This is a genomic window from Peribacillus sp. GL_122, from assembly GCF_057835005.1.
Window position 1 is genome coordinate 4525474 of record NZ_CM174415.1, and the last position, 25438, is coordinate 4550911.

Sequence of the window (25438 nt, forward strand, 5' to 3'; positions counted from 1 at the left end):
GGGTTTGTGCTGTGATGAAAAATAGAGTACGATTACATTTATACAAGCAGTATAATGAAAATAAGGTGATATGATGAATAATCGAAGGCAGAATGTTATCGATACGGCTCATAAGCTGTTTATTGACAAGGGCTACCAAGCCACGTCCATCCAGGACATTTTAGATGGCAGCGGAATTTCAAAAGGTACATTTTATAATTATTTCCCTTCCAAGGGTGAATTATTTATAGCCATTTTCCGTTCCTTCTATACAAAGATTCGCCATGACCGGGAAAAACTGTTGATTGGTCAAGATTCCGCCGATATTGAAATTTTCATCCAGCAGCTCGAACTGCAGATGATGGTGAACAAGCAAAGCAAATTGCTTATCCTGATCGAAGAAGTCCGTGTTTCCAACGATGAAGAATTAAAACAATTCATCAATAACACGCTATTGTTGAGCATACGCTGGATGTATAACCGATTTATCGATATATTCGGGGTAAGCAAAAAACCCTATCTTTTAGATAGCGTCATTATCTTCCATTCGATGATGACCCACATGAATCATTTTAGTTATCGTGCCAATCCCGCCGGTACACCGGACATACAAATTATCCGTTATTGCATGAACCGCATAGTCCATTTAATCAATGAAGTGGCTGAAAGCGGGGAACAGATCGATTGATCCGGAACTAATGGATACGTGGTTTCCAAACTTTACAAACCACCTTGATTCTTGCCATAATGATTTGCTTCATTCCACCACTGAATTGAAAAAAGCGATAAACAAGGCTTTACCTTGCGAGGAAGATCGAACAAGAGCCATTGAATTGGTCGACTTTATCCAAGATGAGCTGATGCAGTCCGACAAACCGCGAAAATTCTTGATAGAAAGTTTGCTGCTCACTTTGAAGACTGGATATGCATCACAGCTCCAAGCATACATTGAGACTTTTGAAGAAAGCATCGATTCTTGCTTGAGCCGATGAATAGTGAAGATACACGCACCTACCAAAAACGGTAGGTGTTTTTTTATGGCTTTTTGAATTGCCCTGTTTTTAAAAAAAGAGTTGGTTTTATAAAAGGGACCTAAGGAAACACTATCCTTATCATCATAAAGGGAGGTCTATCTACTTGAGTGTGAAAGAGAATGCTTTGTCCATACTGGCTCTGGGCGGAGTGAACGAAATCGGTAAAAACATGTACGTGGTTCAATATTCTAACGATATCGTCATTATTGATTGTGGTGCAAAGTTTCCTGATGAAAGTTTATTAGGAGTCGATTTGATCATTCCCGATATTTCCTTTCTTCAGGAGAATAAGGAGAAGATCCACGCTTTAATTGTGACTCATGGGCATGAAGATCATATTGGCGGGATCCCTTATTTCTTGAAAAAATTGAATGTACCCATTTATGCCACACGTTTAACACTTGGTTTGATTGAATTGAAGTTAAAAGAACATAACCTTTTGGCTGATACGGAATTAATCCAGATCGATTCGGATTCAAGGTTGGAATTTGGGGAGATGGTTCTGGACTTTTTCAAAACGAATCATAGTATACCCGATTGCCTTGGAGTCACCATGCATACGCCCGTAGGCACGGTCGTTCATACAGGGGACTTTAAGTTTGACTTGACTCCCATGAATGATCAGTATCCCGATATTCATAAAATGGCCAAAATCGGGAGTGAAGGTGTACTGGTTTTATTATCTGAAAGCACGAACGCTGAACGCCCCGGCTCAAGCCCCTCGGAGCATCTGGTTGGCAGCCATATTGAAGAAGCCTTCATGCAGGCAAAACAGAAAGTCATTCTTTCGACCTTCGCTTCAAATGTTAATCGCGTTCAACAAGTTGTGAACGCTGCACAGAAGACAAACCGGAAACTCGCCCTGATTGGACGAAGCATGGTGAACGTCGTATCCGTTGCCATTGAACGCGGCTACCTCCAGGTTCCTGATGGGATGCTTATCCAACCACAAGAAGTGGATAATTATGCTCCTGAAAAGGTCGCAGTTTTATGTACTGGAAGTCAAGGAGAGCCATTTGCTGCCCTTTCCCGCCTTTCCAGTTCGAATTATCGGGATATGAGTATATTGCCTGATGATACAGTGATTCTTGCCTCCACTCCAATACCCGGAAATGAACGGGATGTTTCACGTATCATCGACAACCTGTTTCAACTTGGTGCCAAAGTCATTTACGGTTCTGGGACTGTAACGGGCATGCATGTTTCCGGACATGCCTATCAGGAAGAGTTGAAGCTCATGCTTACCCTGATGAAACCTAAGTATTTCATACCGATTCACGGTGAGTATCGGATGTTGCACCAGCATCGATTACTAGCTGAGTCTGTCGGGGTGGAGAAGGACCATACTTTCATCATCAATAACGGCGATGTGGTGGATATTGAAAACTCCGTTGCCCGTCAAACGAGAAAGGTGGCTGCAGGCAATACCTTTGTTGATGGTGTTGGCGTTGGTGATGTTGGGGAAATCGTTCTGCGGGACCGTAAGCAGCTTTCCGAAGATGGAATGCTCGTGATCGTCATAACACTAAGCAAGACGGAAAGAAAAATAGTATCAGGACCCGATACCATTTCCCGGGGATTTGTTTATGTTCAAAATTCCGAGGACCTCCTTAGGCATGTGAACCGTCTTGTCACGAAAACGGTCAACGACTTACAAAATGAAAAAATATATCGGTGGAACGTCATTAAGCAAACCATAAAGAAGGAACTTGGGCAATATCTCTTTACTCAAACTAAGAAAAAACCAATGATCCTTCCGATCATCATTGAAGTTTAGCGCCAAATCGAAAGGAACTCGACTTCGTATAGTCGAGTTCCTTTTTTCAATCAAGCCCTGATTTACTCGCTTTTGCGGCCATCGCCTTGTTCTTATTCCAAACCTTGAACTTCATGAAAACGGCGGCAAGACCGATAATCACGATGAATAAAAGGCTGATGAAAAACCCTGGACGTATCTCTTTTTCTAGCAGGGTGCCACTTACGGCGGCTAAAATTAAAAGAAGTCCGAAAACGGCCGTAATCTTACTCCAAACCTTATTTTCCAATATTTTAAAAGAGGAGAGAATGATGAATGCCCAGTTATACAAAAGTAATATTCCAGCTGATGTTGTAATGTATTCATAAATCTTGCCTGGCAGGAGCAAGGCAGTGATGATTGATCCTAAAAGTCCCAAGGCTCCAAGACCGAGTGAGGGCAGTGGAAGGTCCTTGAATTTCTTAATCTTTTGCATGAATAATGCGGGTGCATTCCCATCATCAGAGAGCGTTACCAATAGATTGGTAACACCAAATAGTGAAGCGGTCATCGTCGAGAAACCGGCAATGATGATCGCACCATTAAAAACGTGCGGGAAAAATGCCAGGTGATAACTGTCCAATGCCGAAACGAATGGGCTTTCTTTTTCACTGAATGCTCCTAATGAAATCATAGTTACTGCTAACCCCAATGAAACTACATATATGATGGTAAGAACAAAGAGCATGATCGTCCCTGCCTTTGGCGCATCTTCCTTCTTTTTAAGCTGCATCGCCATCAGTCCTATGACCTCGATGCCGCCAAACGCATAAAAGGCATAGATAAGGGATATCCAAAACCCTTTTAGCCCTTTTGGAAATAATTCATTGAACTTATTCGGGAATGAGGGCGGTTTCCCTCCATCAAGACCAAACCAGCCGAAAACCGCACATATTGCAATAATGATAAACATAACGATCGCTGCCGTCTTAATTATCGCAAGTATGTTTTCCACTCTGTCGAACCCTTTTGTCCCCAGCAATACCACCACGATCGAAACAATTGCAAAACCGGATGCAAATAGCCACAGAGGTACTTTCGGGAACCAAAATTGAGATAATAGCGAAAGCGCAGTAAGCTGGCTTCCCATGATCAATATATTGGAGGACCAATAATTCCAGCCACAGCTAAAGCCAGCCCATCGTCCAAATGCTTTATTGGCATAATAACAAAAAGAACCCTCTTGGGGATCGGCAGCCGTCATCTTAGCAAGCAGATTATAAACGATGTATGTACCTAGTGCAGCCAATACAAATGAAAATACAATGGATGGCCCCGTCGTTTTAATCCCTATGGTCGAACCGAGAAAATAACCAGTCCCGATCGTACAGCCGACACCGACCAATGATAGCTGCCACCATTTCATATCGCCTTGTTGTTCACCAGATGCTTTGGAATTTTGAGCAGCCATCCCTTTCGCTGAACTGCAATTGGCTTTTGTTGTCATAACAATCCCCCCTTCCATCATTCATAGTGTTGATAATGCCACAATGAATTATGCAAGGAAGAAGTTTACCAAATGATAAATCAAATACCCGAATAAGAATTGAAGTGCTTAAGCATTATGATACGATGGCAGAAATGCCTTGATATGCAAAATAAACACCTAAGCCGATCAAAGATAATCCAGAGATGATCTAAATGGCCATTAAGCTTTTTTCATTTAAAAACCTGCTAAATCCATTCGTTAATGCAGCCACAAAAAAATCCCGGCAGGTTAGACCAAGAAAATCATTCCGCTATAAATGGAAAGTTGGGAGGTCCCATAGCTTGAAGCCGTTTTAGCTAAAACAGATCCATATATACCCAACCAGAATAAAATGGATAATGGACTGGTCACTGACATGATGAATCCGTTCAAAAAACAGGAAATTAAAGAATCTCTATTCCTGTATTGATTTTTTTTGTGTGTTACAAACAAAAAAAGCCGTGGGAAAACCCGGCTTTTTCGGAGAATTTCTATGGAATCCTATTATGCAGCAGCTTCTTTTTTGTCTGAACTAATGAATTTCAAAACAATCAAGACGATGCCTATGCCTATGATCCCTGTAATGATATAGCTCAAATTGAGATGATTTTTCATGACAAGGGACATGACCGGAGGGCCTGCCGCAACTCCGATGAACCTGGATGACATGTAGAAGGAGGTTATCGTCCCCCGCTGTTCCTTTTTTATATTTTGAGTGATGATTGCGTCGAGTGTCGGCAATAACGCACCAATTGCTATGCCAACCAAGCTCGTTACGAGTAATAAAAGGAAAACTTTGTTTTTAGTAAAACCGACAAAAACAAGGCTGATTGAAAGGACAATTATACTAATCATGATGATCTTTTTCATGATTGGTAATTCACCCTTGATTTTTTTCCCTGCAACGTAAGAAGACACACAAAGGAAAAATAGCGGGATCGCTATCACTAAACCTTTTTTGACTCCATGCAAATCATGGATTTTTTCCAGATTATCAGACAAAAAGAAAAGAACGCCGAACAAAACCAACATGACAAATACACCAATCAGGAAAACTGTATATAACCATTTTCCTTCCTGCTTGAATATTTTTTTCGTATCCTGCCAAAATTCTTTGAATTTCTTCGGATCATCCTTTTCCTTTGGTACCTTTATAAAGAAAAAGACCAAGACAATAGATATTAAACTGAAGAATGAAATCGAGAAGAATGGTAAAAACCAGATAAATGCAGCAAACAGGGAACCCAATATTGGACTAAGCACTTTCCCAAATGTATTCGAGGTTTCTATGATACCCAGACAAGAACTCGTTTTTTCATCATCATCCTTGTATAAATCCCCCACCAGAGGCAAAATGATAGGCGAGGCACCAGATGCCCCAATCCCCTGCAATACCCTCCCGATGATGATCCATGTATAGGGATTTTCCATTTTCCATGAAGCATAACCTGCGACCAAGCCACCAATAAGGGCTAGGATCAGACTTGGCAGGATCACCATCTTCCGTCCGAATCGATCTGATAAATAACCTGCTATGGGAATTAAAAAAATGGATGCAACGGAATAGCTTGTTATTACCATGCTTGATTGAAATGAAGATATCCCCACCTTATCCTCGAAAATGGGCAAAACCGGGATAAGCATTGAATTTCCAAGTGTCATCACCAATGGAATTGATGCCATACTGATCAGGCACCACACGCTTACATCTTTATTTTGCTTCTCATGACCTTCCATACTTACACTCCTCATCCATTATAAAAGCAACTTATTGCATAAAAGGTAACCATTTGTGAAATCAATATGTTTTGCATCATTTTTTAGATGTCTTAAATTATTATGTTATAGCTTTGATGGATTTATTCAGTAGCGCTTTTCCCAAAATTACCCCTTTTGACCTTTAAAATATTCTTCTCTTTTTTTTTACATTTGTTATCGACTAGGTGAACAGCAAACGAGACTATGATTCACCGTACCCACTCAAAAAAGGACTAAAAAGGTGGTACAAGTCCAATTGTTTGAATACATTCAAATAAGCGAAGATGTATCAAACGATGAGGTGATGAATTGGGTGTTTTTTTCAGCTATGTATTATTAGGTTTATCACTGGCGGCTCCTATCGGACCCATAAACGCTGCTCAATTGGACAAAGGAATCAAGAAGGGTTTTTGGCATGCCTGGATTTTTGGCTGGGGTGCCATTTTAGCGGATTTTGTTTTTATAGCCCTCGTCTTTTTCGGTGTCGTCCACTTTTTGGACAACCCCTTCATGAAGACATTTTTATGGCTTTTTGGATTTTTCGTCCTGACCTATACCGGAATCGAAAGTCTGCTAAGTGCAGGTAAGATTGAAGTGAATGCACGAAAAGCGAAAGATTCCCTTTTTTCTTCATTCCTGACAGGATTCATCATGTCCCTTTCGAATCCTTTATCCATTTTGTTTTGGCTGGGGATTTATGGATCCATTCTCGCAAACTCCGCTTCAAAATATGATATGGATCATTTACTTTTTTACAGTTCAGGTATCCTTGTCGGCCTCTTAACCTGGGATTTCGCAATGGCCATCATCGCCAGCACCTTCAGACGCTTTTTATCCAAACCCATTCTAATGGGCATCTCGATCATTTCGGGTATATCCCTTATAGGGATTGGCATTTACTTTGCCATCCAAGCAGCCAAGGTTTTATTTACATAAGCATTTACTCGTGAGTTCGTATTAAATAGATAAAACAGGCCGCCTATTTTATTATCCTTCTTTGTCCATGCCGGACACTTATCCCCCATTGTTCATAGCCTGAAAGGGTAAACACAAAGTATAATCACGGTTATTACTTTTATAATGTTCCATACTTTACTGTTCCATATTATTACGATAATTCTTATGCTAATTTGCCTTATTATGATGACAGACTGCCAGTACAAACACTGGTTCCAGTAACCACTATTCAGAGCCATTTAAACGCAGGCCGACAAGGTCATTGTTTCAGAGGTTTTTTGGGGTAACACCTTGCACACCTTTATTTTAATGGGGAAATAATGCTACTGGTATGGCACAGATACTTGAAGGTGGCATTCCAAATGAAGTTCATCATACAGATATAGTTGGATTACAATACCTAGGATTAACCTGCCCTGGCGGCGGGCACGGCAGCCCGGGTCGTAACTGTTTCCAGCAGTTCATTCCGGGCGTTGGCTGGGTATGGATTTGTAGATAGAAAAAAGACAGCCGGATTTATTCGGCTGTCTTTTTTTATCCAAACATTATCTAAGGAGCATTTACTCGTGAGTTTCGCGCATTTACTCGTGAGTTTCGTGCATTTACTCGTGAGTTTCGTGCATTTACTCGTGAGTTTCGTGCATTTACTCGTGAGTTCCGGATTAGGCTGCGTTCTTGTTAGATGCTGCGTTCTTTTATTTGCTGGGCCATTTTCTTGATGAACGTTTCTATTGCGACATTTTCAACTTCTTGTTCCCCGTATTTCCGGACATTCACTTCATTTTCTTTCTCTTCTTTATCTCCAAGAATCAGCATATATGGGATTTTTCCCAACTGTGCTTCCCTGACTTTATACCCCAGCTTTTCATTCCGATCATCAATTTTCACTCTTATGCCTTGATTCTTCAGTTCTTTTTGAACCTTTAAACAATAATTCAAATGAACTTGTGAGACAGGGATGATCTGTACTTGCACCGGGGCAAGCCATGCCGGAAAAGCACCGGCAAAGTGTTCTATCAGAATTCCAAAAAAACGATCGATCGATCCAAAAATGGCACGATGAATGACGACCGGACGAACTTTTTCATTATTTTCATCGATGTAATTCAGATCAAATTTGTCGGGCATTTGAAAATCAAGCTGGATTGTTGCACATTGGTGGCTTCGTTTTAATGCATCTTTAATATGAAAATCAATTTTCGGTCCATAAAATGCTCCGTCCCCTTCATTTACTTGATAATGTATCCCGATGCTTTCCAGAACATTTTTCAAGGCTGTTTCAGAAGCTTCCCAAAGGGAATCATCGCCCATTGAATCCTCTGGACGCGTCGAGAGCTCCACGGAATACTCGAATCCAAAAGTGCGATACACCTTATCAATCAGATGAAACACTTGTTTAATTTCGCTTTCGATTTGATCCTGCCGAACATAGATGTGGGCATCATCCTGACAAAATGTACGGACCCGCAGCATCCCGTTCAATGCACCGCTATATTCATGACGGTGGACTTGACCGAATTCGGCCATCCGGATTGGCAAATCCCTGTAAGAATAAAGACTGTTTTTGAAAATAAGCATATGACCCGGACAGTTCATTGGCTTCATCGCGAATTTTGTTTGATCCACCTCAGTGAAGTACATATTCTCATGGTAATGATCCCAGTGACCCGATTGTTCCCATAACCGCTGGTTCATCATGAAAGGAGTCCGAACTTCGTCGTAATCAGCTTCAGTCTGAAGCTCCCGCGAGAATTTCTCCAATTCATTTCTAACGATTTGCCCTTTCGGTAAATAAAACGGCATTCCAGGGGCTTCCTCCGAAAACATGAATAACTCCAACTGCTTCCCTAATTTACGGTGATCACGTTTGGCTGCTTCTTCCAGGAATTCAAAGTATTCCTGTAGATCCTTTTTCTTTCGGAATGCCACGCCATACACCCTTTGAAGAACTTCATTTTGATTGTCTCCCCGCCAATAGGCACCAGATACACGAGTCAATTTGAACGATTTTACAAATGATGTGGATGGAAGGTGCGGCCCTCTGCAAAGATCGACGAATTCCCCCTGTTGATAGAGCGTTAATTTTTGACCATTAGGGATGTTCTTTGCTATATCCAACTTGAATGACTCCCCTCTGCCCTCGAATAACTTCACAGCTTCTTCATAAGTCACTTCGATCCTTTTGATTTCCAGATTTTCACTTATGATATGTTCCATCTCTTTTTCAATAGCTTGTAGATCTTCTGGGCTCAAAGGATGGTCTAACTTAAAATCATAGTAAAAACCATCTTCCACGACTGGCCCCATTCCTAATTCCACATTTTGGTACAATCTTTTCACTGCCTGCGCCAAAACATGCGCCGATGTATGTCGTAATACTTGTAATCCTTCATCCGAATCCAGAGTCAAAATCGATAGTTCTGCATCATCATTCAGCTTGTGACTTAGATCAACCAGTTGCTTATCCAGTTTTCCTGCTACTGCCTTTTTCCTTAAACTTGAACTGATGGACCCTGCCACACTTTCCACTGTCATCCCTTGCGGATATTCCTTTTGCTGCCCATCCGGGAATTGAACTTTAATCATTTTTTCACCCATCACATAAACACCCCTTTTTAAGTAATAAAAAACGCACCCATCCCTAAGTAAGGGACGAGTGCGTTTACCCGTGGTTCCACCCAATTTCCCATAAGCAAGAAACACTCATGGCTCTGGAGCTTGTAACGCAGCTTAGACGATATCAGTTACTTTTGTTCACCGATATAGCTCAAAGGCGGTAAAACATTTTCCTAAGCCAGGAAGTTCGCAGCTTCTCTTCCCTCTCTGAAGACCGTAAAAATGATTCATGTCCTTATCATGGCAATATTTTTATATATAAAAAAACGCACCCATCCCTAAGTAAGGGACGAGTGCGTTTATACCCGTGATTCCACCCAATTTCCCATAAGCAAGAAACACTCATGGCTCTGGAGCTTGTAACGCAGCTTAGACGATATCAGTTACTCTTGTTCACCGATATAGCTCAAAGGCGGTAAATCAGTTCCCTAAGCCAGGAAGTTCGCAGCTGCCCTTCCCTCTCTGAAGACCGTAAAAATGATTCATGTCCTTATCATGGCAATAATTATAATAATAAAAAACGCACCCATCCCTAAGTAAGGGACGAGTGCGTTTATACCCGTGATTCCACCCAATTTCCCATAAGCAAGAAACACTCATGGCTCTGGAGCTTGTAACGCAGCTTAGACGATATCAGTTACTCTTGTTCACCGATATGGCTCAAAGGCGGTAAAACATTTTCCTAAGCCAGGAAGTTCGCAGCTTCTCTTCCCTCTCTGAAGACCGTAAAAATGATTCATGTCCTTATCAATGCTTCTAAAATGAAAATGGATTTTTATATTGTTATATATATTACAATATATTCCCATAAGTGACAACCTCAAATTTTTTAATTTCATTGCAAACACCGAATTGGTATAATTAGTAAAAAAGGAGTCTCTATGAAACGTTTAAGCAATTGGTCTATCGTATTTGCAGTGATTGGTACACTATCATTTTGCTGTTCCCTTGCTTTACCAAAAGCCTCCGAGCAGCTTATGATTTCGGGATTCGGTGCGTTAGTTATTGGTATGTTATGCAGTTTCGGGGCCATGTATAAAAATGAAAAAGGAAAGTCGAAATTTTTGGCTGTGGCTGCATTCTTTCTTTTAAGTTTCATTCTCGTTTGGAATGAACCATTTCAAATTGTCAGGCTCTTGACCTGGATGAAAAATTAATCAAAATGAAAAACCCGTTTGCCATGACGGGTTTTTTGATTGGTTCAATCTTCATCGGCTATCGTTCGATTTGATTTCTTTAATCTAAGCCATAGCGCAAGTCCAGTGGACCAAAGAATTAGCGCGCATCCAAAGCCGAGCAATGATAACGGTGCAAGGATTTGATGCTCCCCAAACATGACAGTATCTGGCACAATAAGCAATGTGATAAGCGCCAATAAACAGAGAAGCACTCCTGTTGCATAGTAAACCTTGATTTGGAAAAGTGACGCCAAAGGTAAAAAATGAATCCCTACAATAATGGCGATGACTCCCGGTATAAGATCGGTCTGATTGATCAAGTTACAGACGGCAATGGCAATCCCAATCAGCACCGCTTCGGCAATGAAGACCATATTAAACAAAAATCCGATACGCTTCAGACGCCTAGCCCCATTTTCTGAAACTTGATTGGACATTTTTTGTGATGCATGAATTAATGAAATGCCTTCGATAACCATTATGATTCCTACGATTATGGCTGCGAGTTCCACGTAGGGAACCCCCCACCCCTGCAATCCCATTATACCAGTACCTGCCCACAGTGTACCGAAGACCGCCATGAAAATGACTCCAATTCCAGAACCGCGATAAGCCTCTTTCATCCTCATTTTCCTTTCATCCACAGTAATAAAAGTACATAGATTAATAGTATTGCACACCTTCCCCAATTATTCAGTTATAAAAAATGGTTTATTGAAAAAATTACCATGATGCGAATTTTAATAGAAAATTGCCGCTTTAGTCGATATAACTGGATTTTCGTCGATATATCTCTATTTTCGGAGATATAACTGGAATTTCGTCGATATATTTCTACTTTCGACGATATAATTGCCGTTTTCGTCGATATAATCCTATTTTCGGAGATATAACTGGATTTTCGTCCGATATCGTCTAATTAAAGTCCATAAAAAAAACCTGAGTCCCCAAAGGGATCTCAGGATTTTATCTATTCATATCAAGCCACATCTGATTTATCAAATTGACAATCTTTTAATGATATTAATTTGGTCTTGTGATAAATCTTGTATCCTAACCAGATCGCCAGAAATATCGGTAATCCGATATAGGAGACGGCGACGCCATACCAGTCGATGCTGCCGCTTAGGAATGCTTGATAGTTCTGCCCTGCAATGACACCCATGCAAAGGACGAATGATAGGATCGGACCGAGCGGAAACCATTTTGCTTTATATTTCAATTCGTTCAGATCACCGCCCTGTGCAACATATGCACGTCTAAAGCGATAATGGCTAATTGCAATACCAATCCAGGCGATGAAGCCGGTTAGCCCGGATGCATTCAATAGCCATGTAAATACATGGTCCCCAAAAATGGATGTCAAGAAGGCGAGCCCGCCAATTAATGCCGTTAGAATCAAAGCATTCATCGGGATTCCCCTGCGATTGACTTTGGCGAGGAATTGGGGAGCTTGTTTATCTTTCGCCATCGACCATAACATCCGCGTTGATGCATATAGTCCCGAGTTCCCTGCGGATAGTAAGGAAGTCAATACGACCGCATTCATGACGGATGCCGCGAATGCCAGTCCTGCCCGTTCAAAGACAAGTGTGAAAGGGCTTACAGAAATGTTTTTGACATCCCCGTTCAGCAAACTTGGACTTGTATATGGAATCAAGAGGCCGAGTATCAGGATGGCTCCGATGTAAAACAATAGGATGCGCCAAAATACTTGGCGGATCGCATTCGGAACATTTTTTTCGGGATTCTCACTTTCCCCGGCAGCAATACCAACCAGTTCCGTGCCTTGAAAAGAAAATCCCGCGATAAGAAAGATTGAGATGATCGATAAAAATCCTCCCTTGAATGGTGCCTCGTCCATGGTGAAGTTTTCAAATCCGATCACCTTTCCGCCAAAAACCCCAAATATGGTCAATAAACCAATAATGATGAAGCAAATGATGGCAATGACTTTTATTAAGGCAAACCAATATTCAGATTCACCATAGCTTTTAATGGATAGGGCGTTGAGGGTGAAGACGATTCCAAGAAATAATGCACTCCATATAAGGCTGGGTACATCAGGGAGCCAGAATTTCATGATGATGGCTGCAGCAGCTATTTCCACGGCAAGGGTGACTGCCCAGTTAAACCAATAATTCCAGCCAAGTGCAAAGCCGAATGCGGGATCAACAAAGCGTGTGGCGTAGGTGGAAAATGATCCCGACACAGGCATATATGTCGCCATTTCCCCTAAGCTCGTCATAAGGAAATAAACCATGATTCCAATGCAGGCATAGGCAGCAAGGGCACCGCCGGGCCCTGCGCTCTGGATGGTTGCCCCGCTTGCCAGGAATAATCCGGTTCCTATTGAACCGCCAATGGCAATCATGGTCATATGCCTTGCTTTCAGTTTCCTTTTAACTGTCGGTTCTTGATTATCAATGAGATTCATGTCCATATGGTTCCTACCTCATTTTCTTTTAAAGTTAAAAGTTCAAGAAATAAAAGAGTTTTTAACAACCGCTTTGTGAAAGTCTTAATAGTTCGCTTCACTTGCTGGGATACTATCCAGTTTAATTGCCATTGCCTGGTATCGTCTCCCTATTCCCGGCCTGGGTGACCCCATCTTGCTCAGGCTCCATTCCACACCATTGAATTAATGTAAGGGCAATGATTTCGGCTGTTGAGAACACGTTGTCGAGCAGGATGTATTCATTTGGATAGTGTGCAACCTCGGTTACTCCTGGCCCGAAAACGATTGCAGGCGTTTCACCGACATGTGTCAGCAATCCCCCATCCGTTCCCCAAGGGGAGGCTTCAATGACAGGGTCCTGTCCGGCAACTTGCCGATATTGATGAACAAGCGCATTCATCAGTTCATGCTCTACATCAATTGCTCCTGGAACCCAGCGTGCCCCGAACCATTCCAATACGGGCGGGTTTTCCTTGAACCATTGGTCCACTTCCCCCAGCTGTAATAACCAGGCCGCCATTTCATCCTTCGCCTGCTCCATCGTTTCCTCCGGCGCAACGCCCATCCTTCCTTCGATTTTCACAAGGTCAGGGACGGATGACGGCCAATTACCGCCTTCAATGACACCTAGATTGATTGGAATCGGAATAGGCGTGTTCTGATAAAGCGGATCACTGATACGTGCATTTCGCTTTTCTTCCAAGGCACGAATATGATTGATGACAGTCATGCTTTTTTCAATCGCACTAACGCCTTCATACCTTGTTCCGCCATGGGCTGACCGTCCTTTAACATGGATTCGGAACCACATCGAACCCTGCTGTTTCGGGAAGATCCTCATATTCGTCGGTTCAGGGATCAGGGCGGCATCTGCTTTATATCCCCTCAGGACGGCCGCCAAGGTTCCGGCCCCACCGCTTTCTTCTTCAATCACACTTTGAAAAATGACATCTCCTTTTAATTGGATGCCATTTTCCTTCAATGCCTGCATCGCAAGGATTAGCGATACATTTCCACCCTTCATATCGGTTACACCGCGACCAAACATTCTTCCATTTTTAATCGCTCCACTATAAGGGTCGTCGTCCCACTGCTCCCGGTCCCCATCCGGAACCACATCGATGTGTCCGTTCAAAATGATGGAACGTCCGCCTCCAGTCCCTTTCATGATACCTACCACATTGGGGCTGTTGGAAAATTCACTGCGTGGAGAATAGAAATAAGAATGCTTTTTCAGCTCGCCGCCGTCAGGTTCCCAACTATCGATCTGCAAACCCATTTCCTGCAGCTTTTGGGCGACGATGGCCTGTGCCCCTGCTTCATTTCCTTGCGTACTTGGGGCTTGAACCATTTTTTGCAATAGGGTTGTTCCTTCTTCCCGATGATCCTTGATCCATTGGTTTATCCGTTTTTTTATATCCGGCACATTTATCCTCCTTAATTACACATATTCTCATAGATTACTGAAAGTCCCATCCCACCTGCCATACACAACGTTACCATTCCATACTTAACTTGTGAACGCAACATTTCATGCATCAGTGTGACTGTCAATTTTGCACCTGTTGCTCCTACAGGGTGACCAAGTGCAATTGCCCCTCCATTGACATTGACAATATCCTGATTCAAATCTAACTCCTTGATCACTGCAAGTGCTTGGGCAGCAAAGGCTTCATTAAGTTCAATCAGTCCGATATCCTCTAAAGATAGACCTGCTTTTGCCAATGCTTTTCGAGTCGCTGGTACGGGTCCAATCCCCATAACTCCAGGTTCAACTCCTGCACTGGCGAAAGCCTTTATTTTCAAGAGCGGTTTTAATCCCTTTTCTTCTGCTTGCTGCTTTGACATTAATAGTACAGCTGCAGCTCCATCATTCATAGGACAGGCATTTCCTGCCGTAATGGTTCCTTCATTTTTGAATACTGCTGGAAGACTGGCTAGTTGATCTAGATGAATGTCCTCGCGTACCCCTTCGTCATGGTTGAAGATTTGAAGTCCTTTTCGATCCTTGATTTTAAGCGAAATAATTTCTCTATCAAAGCGACCCTCTACTATAGCTTTCCAAGCCTTCTTGTGGCTTTGATAAGCAAATTGATCCTGTTCTTCACGACGGATACCGTATTTTTCAGCCAAGCGCTCGGCAGTTATTCCCATATGCTCATTTCCCAAGGAACATATTAATCCATCTGCCAGCAGAGCATCCTCCATCGTTACGTTTCCAAATTTACCGCCCCATCTATTTTTCACGATATAAGGCACATTGCTCATGCTCTCCACTCCGCCGGCAATGATTACGTCTTCTTGACCAGCAGCGATAGTTAAAGCAGCAGTGGTAATGGCCTTTAAACCTGATCCACATGCTTTGATTACAACGTGGCCTGGGACACTGTGTGGGAAACAAGCCATCTGCGACGAAATACGGGCCGAGTTAAGTCCGCCTCCGTGGACATAGCCATGTCCGAAAATCACTTCATTTACCTTCTCTTTACCTAACCCGGAATTATCCATTAAACCTTCCAATACTTGACGGCCCAATTCGGTAGCTTTAACATTCCGTAGTGATTTGCCAAAGGATCCAACTGCAGTTCGCGCTCCAGCAACGATGACAACCTCATTCATGCTTTTTTCCTCCTCTTACCTATTCAATGGTGTTGACAGCAGCATGGATTTTCAATGTCGCCTCTGTATTCCTTATCACATCATCCACGGTATATGGCGCCATGACTTCCTTCAGCACCAACCCCGCTTCTGTAACCTCCATGACAGCCATATCCGTAATGATTAAATCCACACTCTGCCTTGCCGTCAATGGAAGCGTGCATGCCTTCAATATCTTCGATTCACCCTGCTTATTCACATGATTCATCAGGACGATCACCTTTTTGGCTTTCTGGGCAAGCTCCATTGCCCCGCCCATACCCGGCACCCGCTTTCCTGGGACGATCCAATTCGCCAAATCCCCTTTTTCACTGACTTCCAGGGCTCCAAGGATGGTGATGTCGATGTATCCTTTCCTGATCATTCCAAATGCTGTTGCACTATCAAAATATGAAGCTCCCATTACAGTGGTGATCGGGAACCCTCCCGCATTACAGAGGGCAGGATCTTCTTGCCCGGGATCAGGGCTTGGCCCCGTACCGAGAACTCCGTTTTCCGCATGGAACAGCACATGGATATCTTGAGGAATATGGTCGGCCACCAAGGTAGGGATGCCGATGCCTAAATTGACGATCAATCCGTCATGGATTTCCTTGGCGGCGCGTTTCGCGATGCGATTTCGTACATCTACTGCCATGCCCATTTCCAATTCACCCCTTTTGTCGGAATCACCATATCTACATAAATGCCTGGTGTGGCAATACATTCAGGATCCAATTCGCCTACAGGAACGATTTCCTCCACTTCCGCAATCGTGAAGGTTCCAGCCATCGCTACCAGCGGATTGAAGTTACATGCAGTCTTGTCGTACACTAAATTCCCCAGCGAATCTGCCTTTTTGGCATGGACGATGCTGACTTCAGCCGTCAAAGCGGTTTCCACCAAGTATTCTTTTCCTTCTATCACCATCTTGTCCTTGCCTTCTTCGGCTATCGTACCAATCCCGACATCGACAAAAATCCCGCCTAAGCCTACACCGCCAGCACGAATCCGTTCGGCTAATGTACCTTGCGGTGAAAATTCTACTTGCAGCTTTCCTTCAGTCATGAGCCTGCCGGCATTAGGATTAGAACCGATATGCGAGGCGATCACTTTCTTTGCCCTTTCAGCAGTCACAAGCCGTCCAATGCCGATGTCAGGGAATCCAGTATCATTGCCAATCAAGGTCAATTCCTTGACGCCCTTGTCAAGGATACCCTGTACGAGTGTCGGAGGAGTCCCCACTCCGCCAAACCCGCCATACATGAGTGTGCATCCATCGGAAATATGCTCTAATGCTTCTTCCATGGCCACAATTTTGTTTTTCTTCATAATGACCTGCTTCATATCGTTCCTCCTAAATAGCCTGCATGTCCTCAATCAAACCTTCCGTGTGCAATTCTTGCTGCAACTCTTCGAGGGAAGCTTCCAGTATCTTGACGAGGGTATCGATTTCTTCATTCGTAATGATTAATGGCGGAGATATGATAACCGCATCGCCAGCAATTCCTTCAATCGCACCTGCAGCAGGATAGATCAACAGCCCCTTAGCAAAAGCCTTATTGACAAGCCTTGTAGTCAGGCCGATTTGCAAGTCGAATGGCGTTTTTGAAATTCGATTGGAGACAAACTCAAGCCCAAGGAGAAGCCCTTTCCCTCTTACATCACCAATGATGTCGAATTTCTCAGCCAATCCTTGCAGCTTCTTAAACAGATATTGACCTTTCTCTTTTGCTGCCTGAACCAGGTCATTTCCCTCAATGTAGGAAAGCACTTCCAATGAAACGGCCGCAGATAGAGGGTTTGCACTATATGTGTGTCCAGCCATGATTGATTTCGAGCCTTTTAAAATGGGCTCTATGACACGGTCAGTAACCATTGTGGCTGCCATTGGAGTATAGCCGGCACTCATTCCTTTACCCAATGCGATGATATCCGGAGTGACTCCCCAGTGTTCCATCGCGAACATTTTTCCTGTCCGTCCGATTCCTGTCATTACCTCATCGGCGATAAAGAGAATGTCATAGTTTTCGCAGATTTCCTTAATCCTTTGATAGTAGCCATCCGGCGGTGTTACAGCACCAGCGGATGCCCCGATTATCGGTTCTGCGATGAAGGCGGCGATATTCTCGGAGCCAACCCTTTGAATGGCTGTCTCCAGTTCATTTGCACACTGGAGCTTGCATCCGGAAGTTTCATTATTATAAGGACAGCGATAACAGTAGGGAGCCGAAATGCTAGGGAAATCCTCCAATAGCGGAACAAAACGCTTTCTTCTTGGTACATGGCCGGACATCGATAAAGCGCCCATCGTGATCCCGTGATAACTCGTCCACCTGGAGACGATGCGATTTTTTCGCTCAAACCCTTTTTCTTGCCAATGTTGAATCGCGATTTTCATCGCCGTTTCGGTCGCTTCCGATCCACTATTCACGAAAAATGACCAATTCAAATCCCCAGGAGCCAACTCACTTAGCTTTTTGGCCAATGCCTCTGCGGCTTCACTCGTAAAATGAGACCTATATGCAAAAGAAACTTTGCGGGCTTGCTCCGTCATTGCCTCGACAACATCTACTACACCATGGCCAATACTTGCTGTGACCGCTCCTGATGATCCATCTATATACTGATTTCCATCTATATCATAAAGATAAATTCCATTCCCATGAGAGATAGTGGGATAGTCATGATCTAAAGTAGGCTTAATCAAATAATTGCGTGTCATGTCATCTCTCCTTTTAACGTTCGTACCCACTGTGCAATATTCTATTAATCAATTAATTTCCAGAACCAGTTTACCAACTAAAAGGCTCATCCTGAATCAGGATGGATTCGGTAGGGCAGCCTTCCATAGCATCTTGCATGTCATCATGCAGGATTTCAGGAACTTCGGCAATACCCTGATTATCGTCCAAGATGACGAAAGCGATCCCTTGATCGTCATAGTCATAAATCTCAGGACCTGTTGAACCGCATGCCCCGCACGCAATACAAGTTTCTTTATCAACCCAAGTGTATTTAGCCATAGAAACAATCCTCCTACTTGACGGATAAATCTTTACCCCAAATATTCATGTCCTCATACTTATCCCAAATATTGCAATTCTTCGTTAATCTGCCTCCATATTCATATCCCAGCTGATGAAAGACTGCGTTCATGCCCATTGACAATGATCGCGCTAATGAATAAGAGCAATAAATATTTTTCCTGAACAATTCTTGTTCCAATGCGGAGATGAGCACCTTCATGAAACCATGCTTTCGATGTTGGGGAATCGTTGCACAGTCCGTTAATTCAGCATTGTGATACATCTCATTCACTTCAGCGGATGCAGCACTCACGATGGTTCCTTCATATTCGATAACACTAAAGATCGTGCCTTCCTCCATCACTTTCTTGATATATCGCTCATCATTCATCGGTGTAGGATAGGTCTCAAAAATGGCACCATATAACTTCGCCAGCTCTTGTGCATCTTCAACCGTAGCAAACCGGAGGATATAATCCTCAGGTATTTGCTGAGATTCCATCACCCTAGGAATCCTGCTTACATCTTGGATGACTTTATCTTCCTTGACCCAAAAGTCGCTTGTTCGCCTTTCATCCGTTAAATAGAAGGCCATACAATAAGCATCATTCCCTTTGAAATACTTGCTCAATATGCCTTCCAGCATGAATCCTTGACCCAATGCCGCTGATAGATCTTCATTTCTGGCTTTAAGTATCACTTTAGTGAAGCCCTGCTCCTTTGCGATGGCAAGGGCCCGATCGATCGCTTTTTTGATATTTCCCCGATAATCATCCATGCGTAAGCGCTGATTGGCATGATCATGATAGAGTTCCATCGTATAACAATCCCCAGTCTCCACTTGGGTGAAAAAAGGCAGCTTTTGAACTGGCATTATGTACCCCCCTTATTTAAAGAATTCGGGAGAAGAGATGCATATCATCCGCTTCTCCCGGCATTCTATTTCCAATTGAATAATTTTTTGATAGGTGCCTGAAGAAGCTGATCATACGTGAACTCATCAGGATATTCACTCACATCATATATAGATAAGGCTTCATCCACCTTTTGATTCATCGAATCAGACACATAGATTCCACACTCAGGACAGTTCACGGCTGGAACTTGAAGGACTTTTATAGAGCGTTTCCCGTCAGGCATGATCCAGTAACAATCCTTCTTTTCACTTTCTTCCACGTTCGGGGTGTTGCACCACAAGCAATCCATCTTCATTCCTCCTTGCCTTCAGATTTAACAGAGCCACTAACGGCCATGGCGTTCTTTTTTTCTTGGGATAACCTTAATTTTTCCTTCATTTCATCCCGTTTATCACGGCGATCCTTCAAGGAAGCATGTTCATCTGTGCTTTCATACGCTTTTCTCTTGTCAAGACGACGAAGGCCCTCTGGCACCAAATTGAATTTCTCGTCCGTCATCAGAGCTGAAATCCCGACGGCTTCTTTCCTATCCTCAGTACCATACACTTCATCAAAGTAAGCATCCGCACTGCCGGCAACATAATTCTTCGGCTCCGGATAGCTTGTGATAACTCCTTCAAAGTTCCGTAAAACGACTTTATCCGGACTTTGCGAAAGAAGGTAATTCGGAGTCAGGGCAATCTTTCCGCCTCCGCCAGGAGCATCCACCACAAAGGTCGGCACTGCATATCCTGATGTATGGCCGCGCAGCGCTTCAATGATTTCCAGTCCTTTTGAAACCGGCGCCCGGAAATGGCCAATCCCTTCAGATAGATCACATTGATAAATGTAATAAGGTCTTACCCTTGCTTTTACACAGTCATGCATAAGCTTTTTCATGATATGTACACTATCGTTGATTCCAGCCAGGATGACTGCCTGATTACCAAGCGGCACGCCTGCCATCGACAGCATATCACATGCTTTTTTCGCTTCATCCGTCAGTTCAAGTGAATGATTGAAATGCGTATTCAACCAAATCGGATGATACTTTTTCAGAATATTACATAAATTTTCTGTAATCCTCTGCGGGAAAACGACCGGTGCACGTGTTCCGATCCGAATGATTTCCACATGCGGGATGGCACGTAAGTTACTCAATACGTATTCAAGGATCTTATCATTGATAAGCAGGCCGTCTCCACCAGAGATCAGCACGTCCCTCACTTCAGGAGTGTTACGGATATATTCAATCGCCCCGTCAAGCTGCTTCTTGGGAACACCCATGCCAACCTGACCTGAAAAACGGCGTCGCGTACAATATCTGCAGTACATGGAGCATTGGTTCGTTACAAGGAATAGAACGCGATCCGGATATCGATGCGTCAATCCTGGAACAGGGGAATCCTCATCCTCATGCAGCGGATCCTCCAAATCATATCTAGTCTTGTTCATTTCTGCCGAAAGCGGTACCGACTGTAAACGAATCGGACAGCGAGGATCATCGGGATTCATCAATGAAGCATAATAAGGCGTAATGTTCAACGGAATCGTTTGAGTCGAAATCCGGACTCCTTCCTCTTCATCCGGTGTCAAGTTGACGACCTTTTTCAGATCATCCAGTGTTTTAATCGTATTGGTCAATTGCCAGATCCAATCATTCCACTGCTCTTCCGTTACATCCTTCCACAATTCGATATCATTATAATGCCTGCGTCCACCTAGGTATTCTTTATGTTTTACATCCATTCCCATCAAATTCATTTAAAATGCCCCCTTTATTGTAAGAACTTATATATATACTCTCGCAAGAATGATGCCAACATGAATAACAAGGAAAACATAGGCAAAAGGGGGCAAACCGAGCTTAAAGTCGCAAGAAATTTTTCAATACGCATAATTTTTTGCAGCCAGATTCTTTGCGCCAAGTAAAAAATCAAAAAAGAGGGTCTCTTTACACAAGAGCCCTCTTCGTTACAACATGATCAAGAAAGTGAAAAAACCTGCATTCACTTTGATTCCTTCGATCCTGCCGTATAAACTTTTTCAATGCCGTACTTGTTTAACTTATATTGCAGTCCCTGTCTTTTAATATTGAGGGCTTCTGCCGTTTTGCTGATATTTCCGTTATATTTCTCGAACATATTGATGATCATTTCCCTTTCCATTTCTTCAAGAACGACAGGTAAATCAATCTTGTTTTTCAATGGGGAAGGATGGCTCTGCGCATTTGCTGCAGCATAATTTCCTGAAGGGAAAAGATAAGCAGGAAGATGATGTTCATCAATCATATCTTCCCCTGCGTCCATGACGTTAAAGGTCAACTCGATGGCATGTCCCAGTTCACGAATGTTTCCTGGCCATTGATATTGAAGAAGCCGCTGCATCGCCTTTTGACTGATCCCGCGCACTTCGGTAAAAAATGATTTGTTGAACTTTTGAATAAAGTGATTGACGATTTCCGGAATATCCGTTTTACGCTCCAAAAGAGAAGGCATTTGGATCGTCACGACATTCAGGCGGAAAAATAAATCCGAGCGAATGATTCCCCGCTCCAACGCCTCTTCTGGAGATATGTTCATCGCAGCAATGATCTTCACATTAACCTTCTGCTCCTTCGAACCTCCAACACGGCGCACCTCACCTTCCTGAAGCACTCGCAGTAATTTTGCCTGCAGACCGAGGTCGAGGCTATTCAGCTCATCAAGGAAAAGAGTTCCGCCATTTGCCTGTTCAAAAATGCCCATGCGATCCATAGCTCCTGTAAAAGCCCCTTTCGTCGTGCCGAACAGCAGCCCCTCCATCAATTCCTTTGGAACAGCTGCACAGTTCTGCGCGATGAAAGGCTGATTTCGCTGAGCACTTACATTATGTATACTTTGCGCAACCAGTTCTTTCCCTGTCCCGGTAGGTCCATAAATCATGACTGGGGAATGGGTACGGGCCGCTTTTTTCGCCAATGAAATCGCTTGCTGAAAAGCAGGGCTGTTACCAATCAAATCACTAAAATGATAGGTCGCCGTCCCTTCAGAGAACTTACTTTTCTTATGGGTCTCGGCCAGCTGGGAACGTAAATCGACAATTTGGTCGTACATATTCATGACCTTCGTAATATCCTTTGCGATTTCCACTGCCCCTATAATTTCACCATCCTCATACAAAGGATACGTACTATTGATCGACGTTATTTTTTTCTCCTTTAAATTGACATATGTTTGAATGGACTCAATCGTTTCATTGCCTTTTTCCAATGCTACATTCAGCGTACTGGATTCATCAGTCAATGAAGGATAAAGCTGAAAAATATTTTCCCCCAGCACATGTTCACGATCAAGCCCGTCGATATGTGCCATCATTTCATTGTAAAATACCGTGTCCCCATCTTTATTCACAATATGGACACCCACATTGATCACATTCAATATCCATTCAAATTGAGTGGAAAACTGATTTACTGAAGATTTCATTTCTTCATCTCCGTTCTCTGTCATCTGATAGAATCACCTGTAAATTATAGCATTTAATGGGAAACATTCATCTCTTTATTCTTATTAAAATCAAACTTCAATACAAAAGTAATAGAATAATAAGTTCAAAAAAAGGAATCTCGCATTATGCCAAGAAGATTATATTAGAAAATATAAAATTTAGGGGTGAGTCGGATTTCAGAACGAAGCAAAGAAACTAAAATAGAAATTAAACCGTGGGAAGATAAAGACCTTGAATTGCTTTTTCAACTAAATGCCCCAGAAATGATGGAACATCTTGGCGGACCAGAAAGTAATGAACAAATCATGAAACGCCATCAACGGTACCTACAGATTGGAGATAAGGGGTGCATGTTTAGCATCAACACGTTTCGAGAGACAGAGGCAGCCGGTTCCGTTGGCTACTGGCAAACAGTGTGGAACGATGAAAATGTTTACGAAATCGGTTGGAGCGTCCTCTCTTCATATCAAGGTAAAGGAATTGCATCTCATGCCGTGAAGGCAATGATAGAGAAAATCAAAGCCGAACGAAAATACAAATACATTCACGCATTCCCTTCGATCAATAATTCTGCATCAAACGCAATTTGCCGCAAGCTTAAATTCAACCTCATCTCCGAATGTGAATTCGAATACCCGCCAGGAAGCTTTATGCGATGCAATGATTGGTGCTTGGAACTTGAATGAATTCTTTAGATGAATAGCGGATTTGTGAAGGAAGGATTATTCCGGGTTATGTCGAATCATGTTGGGTTTAGGTGAATTATTTCCCGGGAAAGTCGAATTATTCCCATGGCTGGACGGATGGCATCCTATCCGCCATCATTTCTCATTCACATTAGATGTTTAGTGATCTGATTCTCTATCAAGTAAGCAATTCATTCCATGTTTCTTGACCTGCAAGCTTATCAGCAGAAACCTTACATGCCTTTTGGTATTTGAATAATGCCGTCTCGGTATTTTTTCCGAATTCTCCATCAAGGGGCCCAGGGTTATATCCTTTCATATAGAGCGCTGCTTGCAAGATCCATGTGATATTGCAGCTAGCGCCTTTTTTTATGGTGACGGCAGCAGTCTTGGTTTTAGGTCCCCATTTCCCATCGACAACTAGCTTTTTATTGTATTGCTTATTCAGCTCCGTTTGTAAACCTTTTATAAGGGCCGATCGAGTTTTGGGACCATAAAACCCATCACCCTCAATATTCGTTTTATATCGGCTATTTAACGTTTTTTGTATCGAAATTATATGACTATCTCCTTTGCTGGTTTTCGGCATTTCCATTTTTTCTAGTTTGAAGGTAAGGTGCGGTTCTTTTCCTGCTTGTAACTGTGTAAAAGATAACCCGCCTGTCATCTCCAAGTGGGGATAATCCTTGAATGAACTCCAATCCCCGCCCCATTTAAAGCCTAAATCCTTACCTATGGCAGCCACGCGCTGCCACTTTGAATTAACTGTCCATATCACCCTCTTGCCATCATCACTCACAATGAAGAAATCAATGGCCAGTCCATAATTATGAAAAGATTGTCCTGGTTTAGCGTTCGTCACAATAGGTTTAGCAAGATTGCTATAGTTTTTTCCATTGTAGCTGTAAACTCGTCCTTGACCATAAAGCGCAGCTTGTTCTTCCAAAGAGCGATGGCCTGCACTTATCTGTACATTGATTCCTTCAGTATAAGCACGTTCCACCATTTCCAATGCTGATGCCTTCACCACAGGATTCATCCCTTTGCCCATCTTTTTCACTGATCGATCCAATAATGTTCGTAATGCTACCGTCAATGTAATCCCTCCTTTTAAGTTCCCATCAGGCTTTATATAAGCCTTTTTAATGGAAAAGTAGCATGGATGGAAAATTTTCATATTGCTGATTTTTAAACCAAATAAAAGAGACCACATTTTGCGGTCTCAGACTGTAGCCTACAGTTTTTGGAGGGGCTGTAAATTTCGAGTGTTTTAGGCACTCGCTTTCCGCTTGCGGTCCGGGAGCCTTCTCGGCGCTGCGGGGTCTCCCTTGGACACGCTTTTCCCGCAGGAGTCTCGCACCTTCCGTTCCAATCAACTTAGTTATAAAATTGGATAAAATCCCTTTGTTCTATAATCTGAAACGACATTTTTCGATCCTGCATAAACTCCCCCTGTTA

At 42.9% G+C, this 25438-nt stretch carries 22 protein-coding genes, 1 pseudogene and 3 other annotated features; of the genes and pseudogenes, 6 read left to right on the plus strand and 17 right to left on the minus strand.

Annotation, left to right across the window (positions count from 1 at the left end; all coding sequences use genetic code 11):
• Positions 1-70 precede the first annotated feature (70 nt).
• The 3 genes from AC3ISB_RS21910 (at position 71) to AC3ISB_RS21920 (ending at position 2790) form a co-directional block, all read left to right on the plus strand.
• A complete protein-coding gene (locus AC3ISB_RS21910; RefSeq protein WP_489274288.1) occupies positions 71-667 on the plus strand; it encodes a TetR/AcrR family transcriptional regulator in 597 nt (198 codons plus the stop codon).
• Between the two features lie 10 nt (positions 668-677).
• Positions 678-971, plus strand: a complete 294-nt coding sequence (locus AC3ISB_RS21915) for a hypothetical protein (RefSeq protein ID WP_489274290.1) — start codon at positions 678-680, stop codon at positions 969-971.
• Between the two features lie 145 nt (positions 972-1116).
• Entirely contained in the window at positions 1117-2790 is a 1674-nt protein-coding gene (locus tag AC3ISB_RS21920; RefSeq protein WP_141994541.1) for a ribonuclease J, read from the plus strand.
• Between the two features lie 46 nt (positions 2791-2836).
• On the opposite strand, the gene AC3ISB_RS21925 is transcribed toward AC3ISB_RS21920, so the two are convergent.
• The 3 genes and pseudogenes from AC3ISB_RS21925 to AC3ISB_RS21935 all read right to left on the minus strand — a co-directional run bounded on the left by AC3ISB_RS21925 (position 2837) and on the right by AC3ISB_RS21935 (position 6013).
• Positions 2837-4219, minus strand: a complete 1383-nt coding sequence (locus AC3ISB_RS21925) for an amino acid permease (protein ID WP_098372623.1) — start codon at positions 4217-4219, stop codon at positions 2837-2839.
• A gap of 151 nt (positions 4220-4370) precedes the next feature.
• A pseudogene (locus tag AC3ISB_RS21930) lies at positions 4371-4699 on the minus strand (LysE family transporter); the annotation flags it as partial.
• 81 nt (positions 4700-4780) lie between these two features.
• Entirely contained in the window at positions 4781-6013 is a 1233-nt protein-coding gene (locus AC3ISB_RS21935) for an MFS transporter (protein WP_489274292.1), read from the minus strand.
• 330 nt (positions 6014-6343) lie between these two features.
• Here AC3ISB_RS21935 and AC3ISB_RS21940 point away from each other — a divergent pair, with 330 nt between their 5' ends.
• On the plus strand, positions 6344-6970 hold the full coding sequence (locus tag AC3ISB_RS21940) for a LysE family transporter (protein ID WP_141994542.1): 627 nt from the start codon (positions 6344-6346) through the stop codon (positions 6968-6970).
• Between the two features lie 699 nt (positions 6971-7669).
• Here the strand turns inward: AC3ISB_RS21940 and thrS are convergent.
• Entirely contained in the window at positions 7670-9577 is a 1908-nt protein-coding gene (gene thrS, locus AC3ISB_RS21945) for a threonine--tRNA ligase (RefSeq protein ID WP_489276998.1), read from the minus strand.
• Positions 9578-9636: 59 nt separating this feature from the next.
• Positions 9637-9858 (minus strand) — a binding site (T-box leader).
• A 31-nt stretch (positions 9859-9889) separates the two neighbouring features.
• Positions 9890-10113 (minus strand) — a binding site (T-box leader).
• 30 nt (positions 10114-10143) lie between these two features.
• Positions 10144-10367, minus strand: a binding site (T-box leader).
• Between the two features lie 121 nt (positions 10368-10488).
• On the opposite strand from thrS, the gene AC3ISB_RS21950 reads away from it, so the two are divergent.
• Positions 10489-10764, plus strand: coding sequence for a hypothetical protein (locus AC3ISB_RS21950; RefSeq protein ID WP_098372463.1), 276 nt, complete (start codon positions 10489-10491; stop codon positions 10762-10764).
• A gap of 44 nt (positions 10765-10808) precedes the next feature.
• Here the strand turns inward: AC3ISB_RS21950 and AC3ISB_RS21955 are convergent, their stop codons facing one another.
• The 12 genes from AC3ISB_RS21955 to AC3ISB_RS22010 all read right to left on the minus strand — a co-directional run bounded on the left by AC3ISB_RS21955 (position 10809) and on the right by AC3ISB_RS22010 (position 23296).
• Positions 10809-11414, minus strand: coding sequence for a DUF7010 family protein (locus AC3ISB_RS21955; RefSeq protein ID WP_489274294.1), 606 nt, complete (start codon positions 11412-11414; stop codon positions 10809-10811).
• 350 nt (positions 11415-11764) lie between these two features.
• On the minus strand, positions 11765-13228 hold the full coding sequence (locus tag AC3ISB_RS21960; protein ID WP_480339705.1) for an amino acid permease: 1464 nt from the start codon (positions 13226-13228) through the stop codon (positions 11765-11767).
• Positions 13229-13343: 115 nt separating this feature from the next.
• Positions 13344-14669, minus strand: coding sequence for a peptidase (locus AC3ISB_RS21965; RefSeq protein ID WP_098372465.1), 1326 nt, complete (start codon positions 14667-14669; stop codon positions 13344-13346).
• Between the two features lie 11 nt (positions 14670-14680).
• Positions 14681-15862, minus strand: coding sequence for a thiolase family protein (locus tag AC3ISB_RS21970; RefSeq protein ID WP_489274297.1), 1182 nt, complete (start codon positions 15860-15862; stop codon positions 14681-14683).
• A gap of 19 nt (positions 15863-15881) precedes the next feature.
• On the minus strand, positions 15882-16544 hold the full coding sequence (locus AC3ISB_RS21975) for a 3-oxoacid CoA-transferase subunit B (protein WP_141994547.1): 663 nt from the start codon (positions 16542-16544) through the stop codon (positions 15882-15884).
• Positions 16529-17227, minus strand: coding sequence for a CoA transferase subunit A (locus AC3ISB_RS21980; RefSeq protein WP_489274299.1), 699 nt, complete (start codon positions 17225-17227; stop codon positions 16529-16531). Before AC3ISB_RS21980 ends, AC3ISB_RS21975 begins: the two co-directional genes overlap by 16 nt.
• A gap of 10 nt (positions 17228-17237) precedes the next feature.
• The gene (locus tag AC3ISB_RS21985) at positions 17238-18605 is read right to left on the minus strand and encodes an aspartate aminotransferase family protein (RefSeq protein WP_489274301.1); all 1368 of its coding nucleotides are present in this window, start codon (positions 18603-18605) and stop codon (positions 17238-17240) included.
• Positions 18606-18675: 70 nt separating this feature from the next.
• Positions 18676-18906: a ferredoxin gene (locus AC3ISB_RS21990; protein ID WP_061464616.1), complete on the minus strand. Its 231-nt coding sequence runs from the start codon at positions 18904-18906 to the stop codon at positions 18676-18678.
• A 13-nt stretch (positions 18907-18919) separates the two neighbouring features.
• Positions 18920-19783, minus strand: a complete 864-nt coding sequence (ablB, locus tag AC3ISB_RS21995; protein WP_144528241.1) for a putative beta-lysine N-acetyltransferase — start codon at positions 19781-19783, stop codon at positions 18920-18922.
• 65 nt (positions 19784-19848) lie between these two features.
• On the minus strand, positions 19849-20115 hold the full coding sequence (locus AC3ISB_RS22000; protein WP_158226085.1) for a YokU family protein: 267 nt from the start codon (positions 20113-20115) through the stop codon (positions 19849-19851).
• 2 nt (positions 20116-20117) lie between these two features.
• The gene (kamA, locus tag AC3ISB_RS22005) at positions 20118-21554 is read right to left on the minus strand and encodes a lysine 2,3-aminomutase (RefSeq protein ID WP_430097424.1); all 1437 of its coding nucleotides are present in this window, start codon (positions 21552-21554) and stop codon (positions 20118-20120) included.
• Positions 21555-21814: 260 nt separating this feature from the next.
• The gene (locus AC3ISB_RS22010; protein ID WP_260397921.1) at positions 21815-23296 is read right to left on the minus strand and encodes a sigma-54 interaction domain-containing protein; all 1482 of its coding nucleotides are present in this window, start codon (positions 23294-23296) and stop codon (positions 21815-21817) included.
• A 171-nt stretch (positions 23297-23467) separates the two neighbouring features.
• Between AC3ISB_RS22010 and AC3ISB_RS22015 the strand changes: the two genes are divergently transcribed.
• Positions 23468-23980, plus strand: coding sequence for a GNAT family N-acetyltransferase (locus tag AC3ISB_RS22015; protein ID WP_489276999.1), 513 nt, complete (start codon positions 23468-23470; stop codon positions 23978-23980).
• 178 nt (positions 23981-24158) lie between these two features.
• Here the strand turns inward: AC3ISB_RS22015 and AC3ISB_RS22020 are convergent, their stop codons facing one another.
• Complete coding sequence (locus AC3ISB_RS22020) at positions 24159-25076, minus strand: peptidoglycan-binding protein (RefSeq protein WP_489274305.1); 918 nt, start codon at positions 25074-25076, stop codon at positions 24159-24161.
• Positions 25077-25438: the final 362 nt, after the last annotated feature.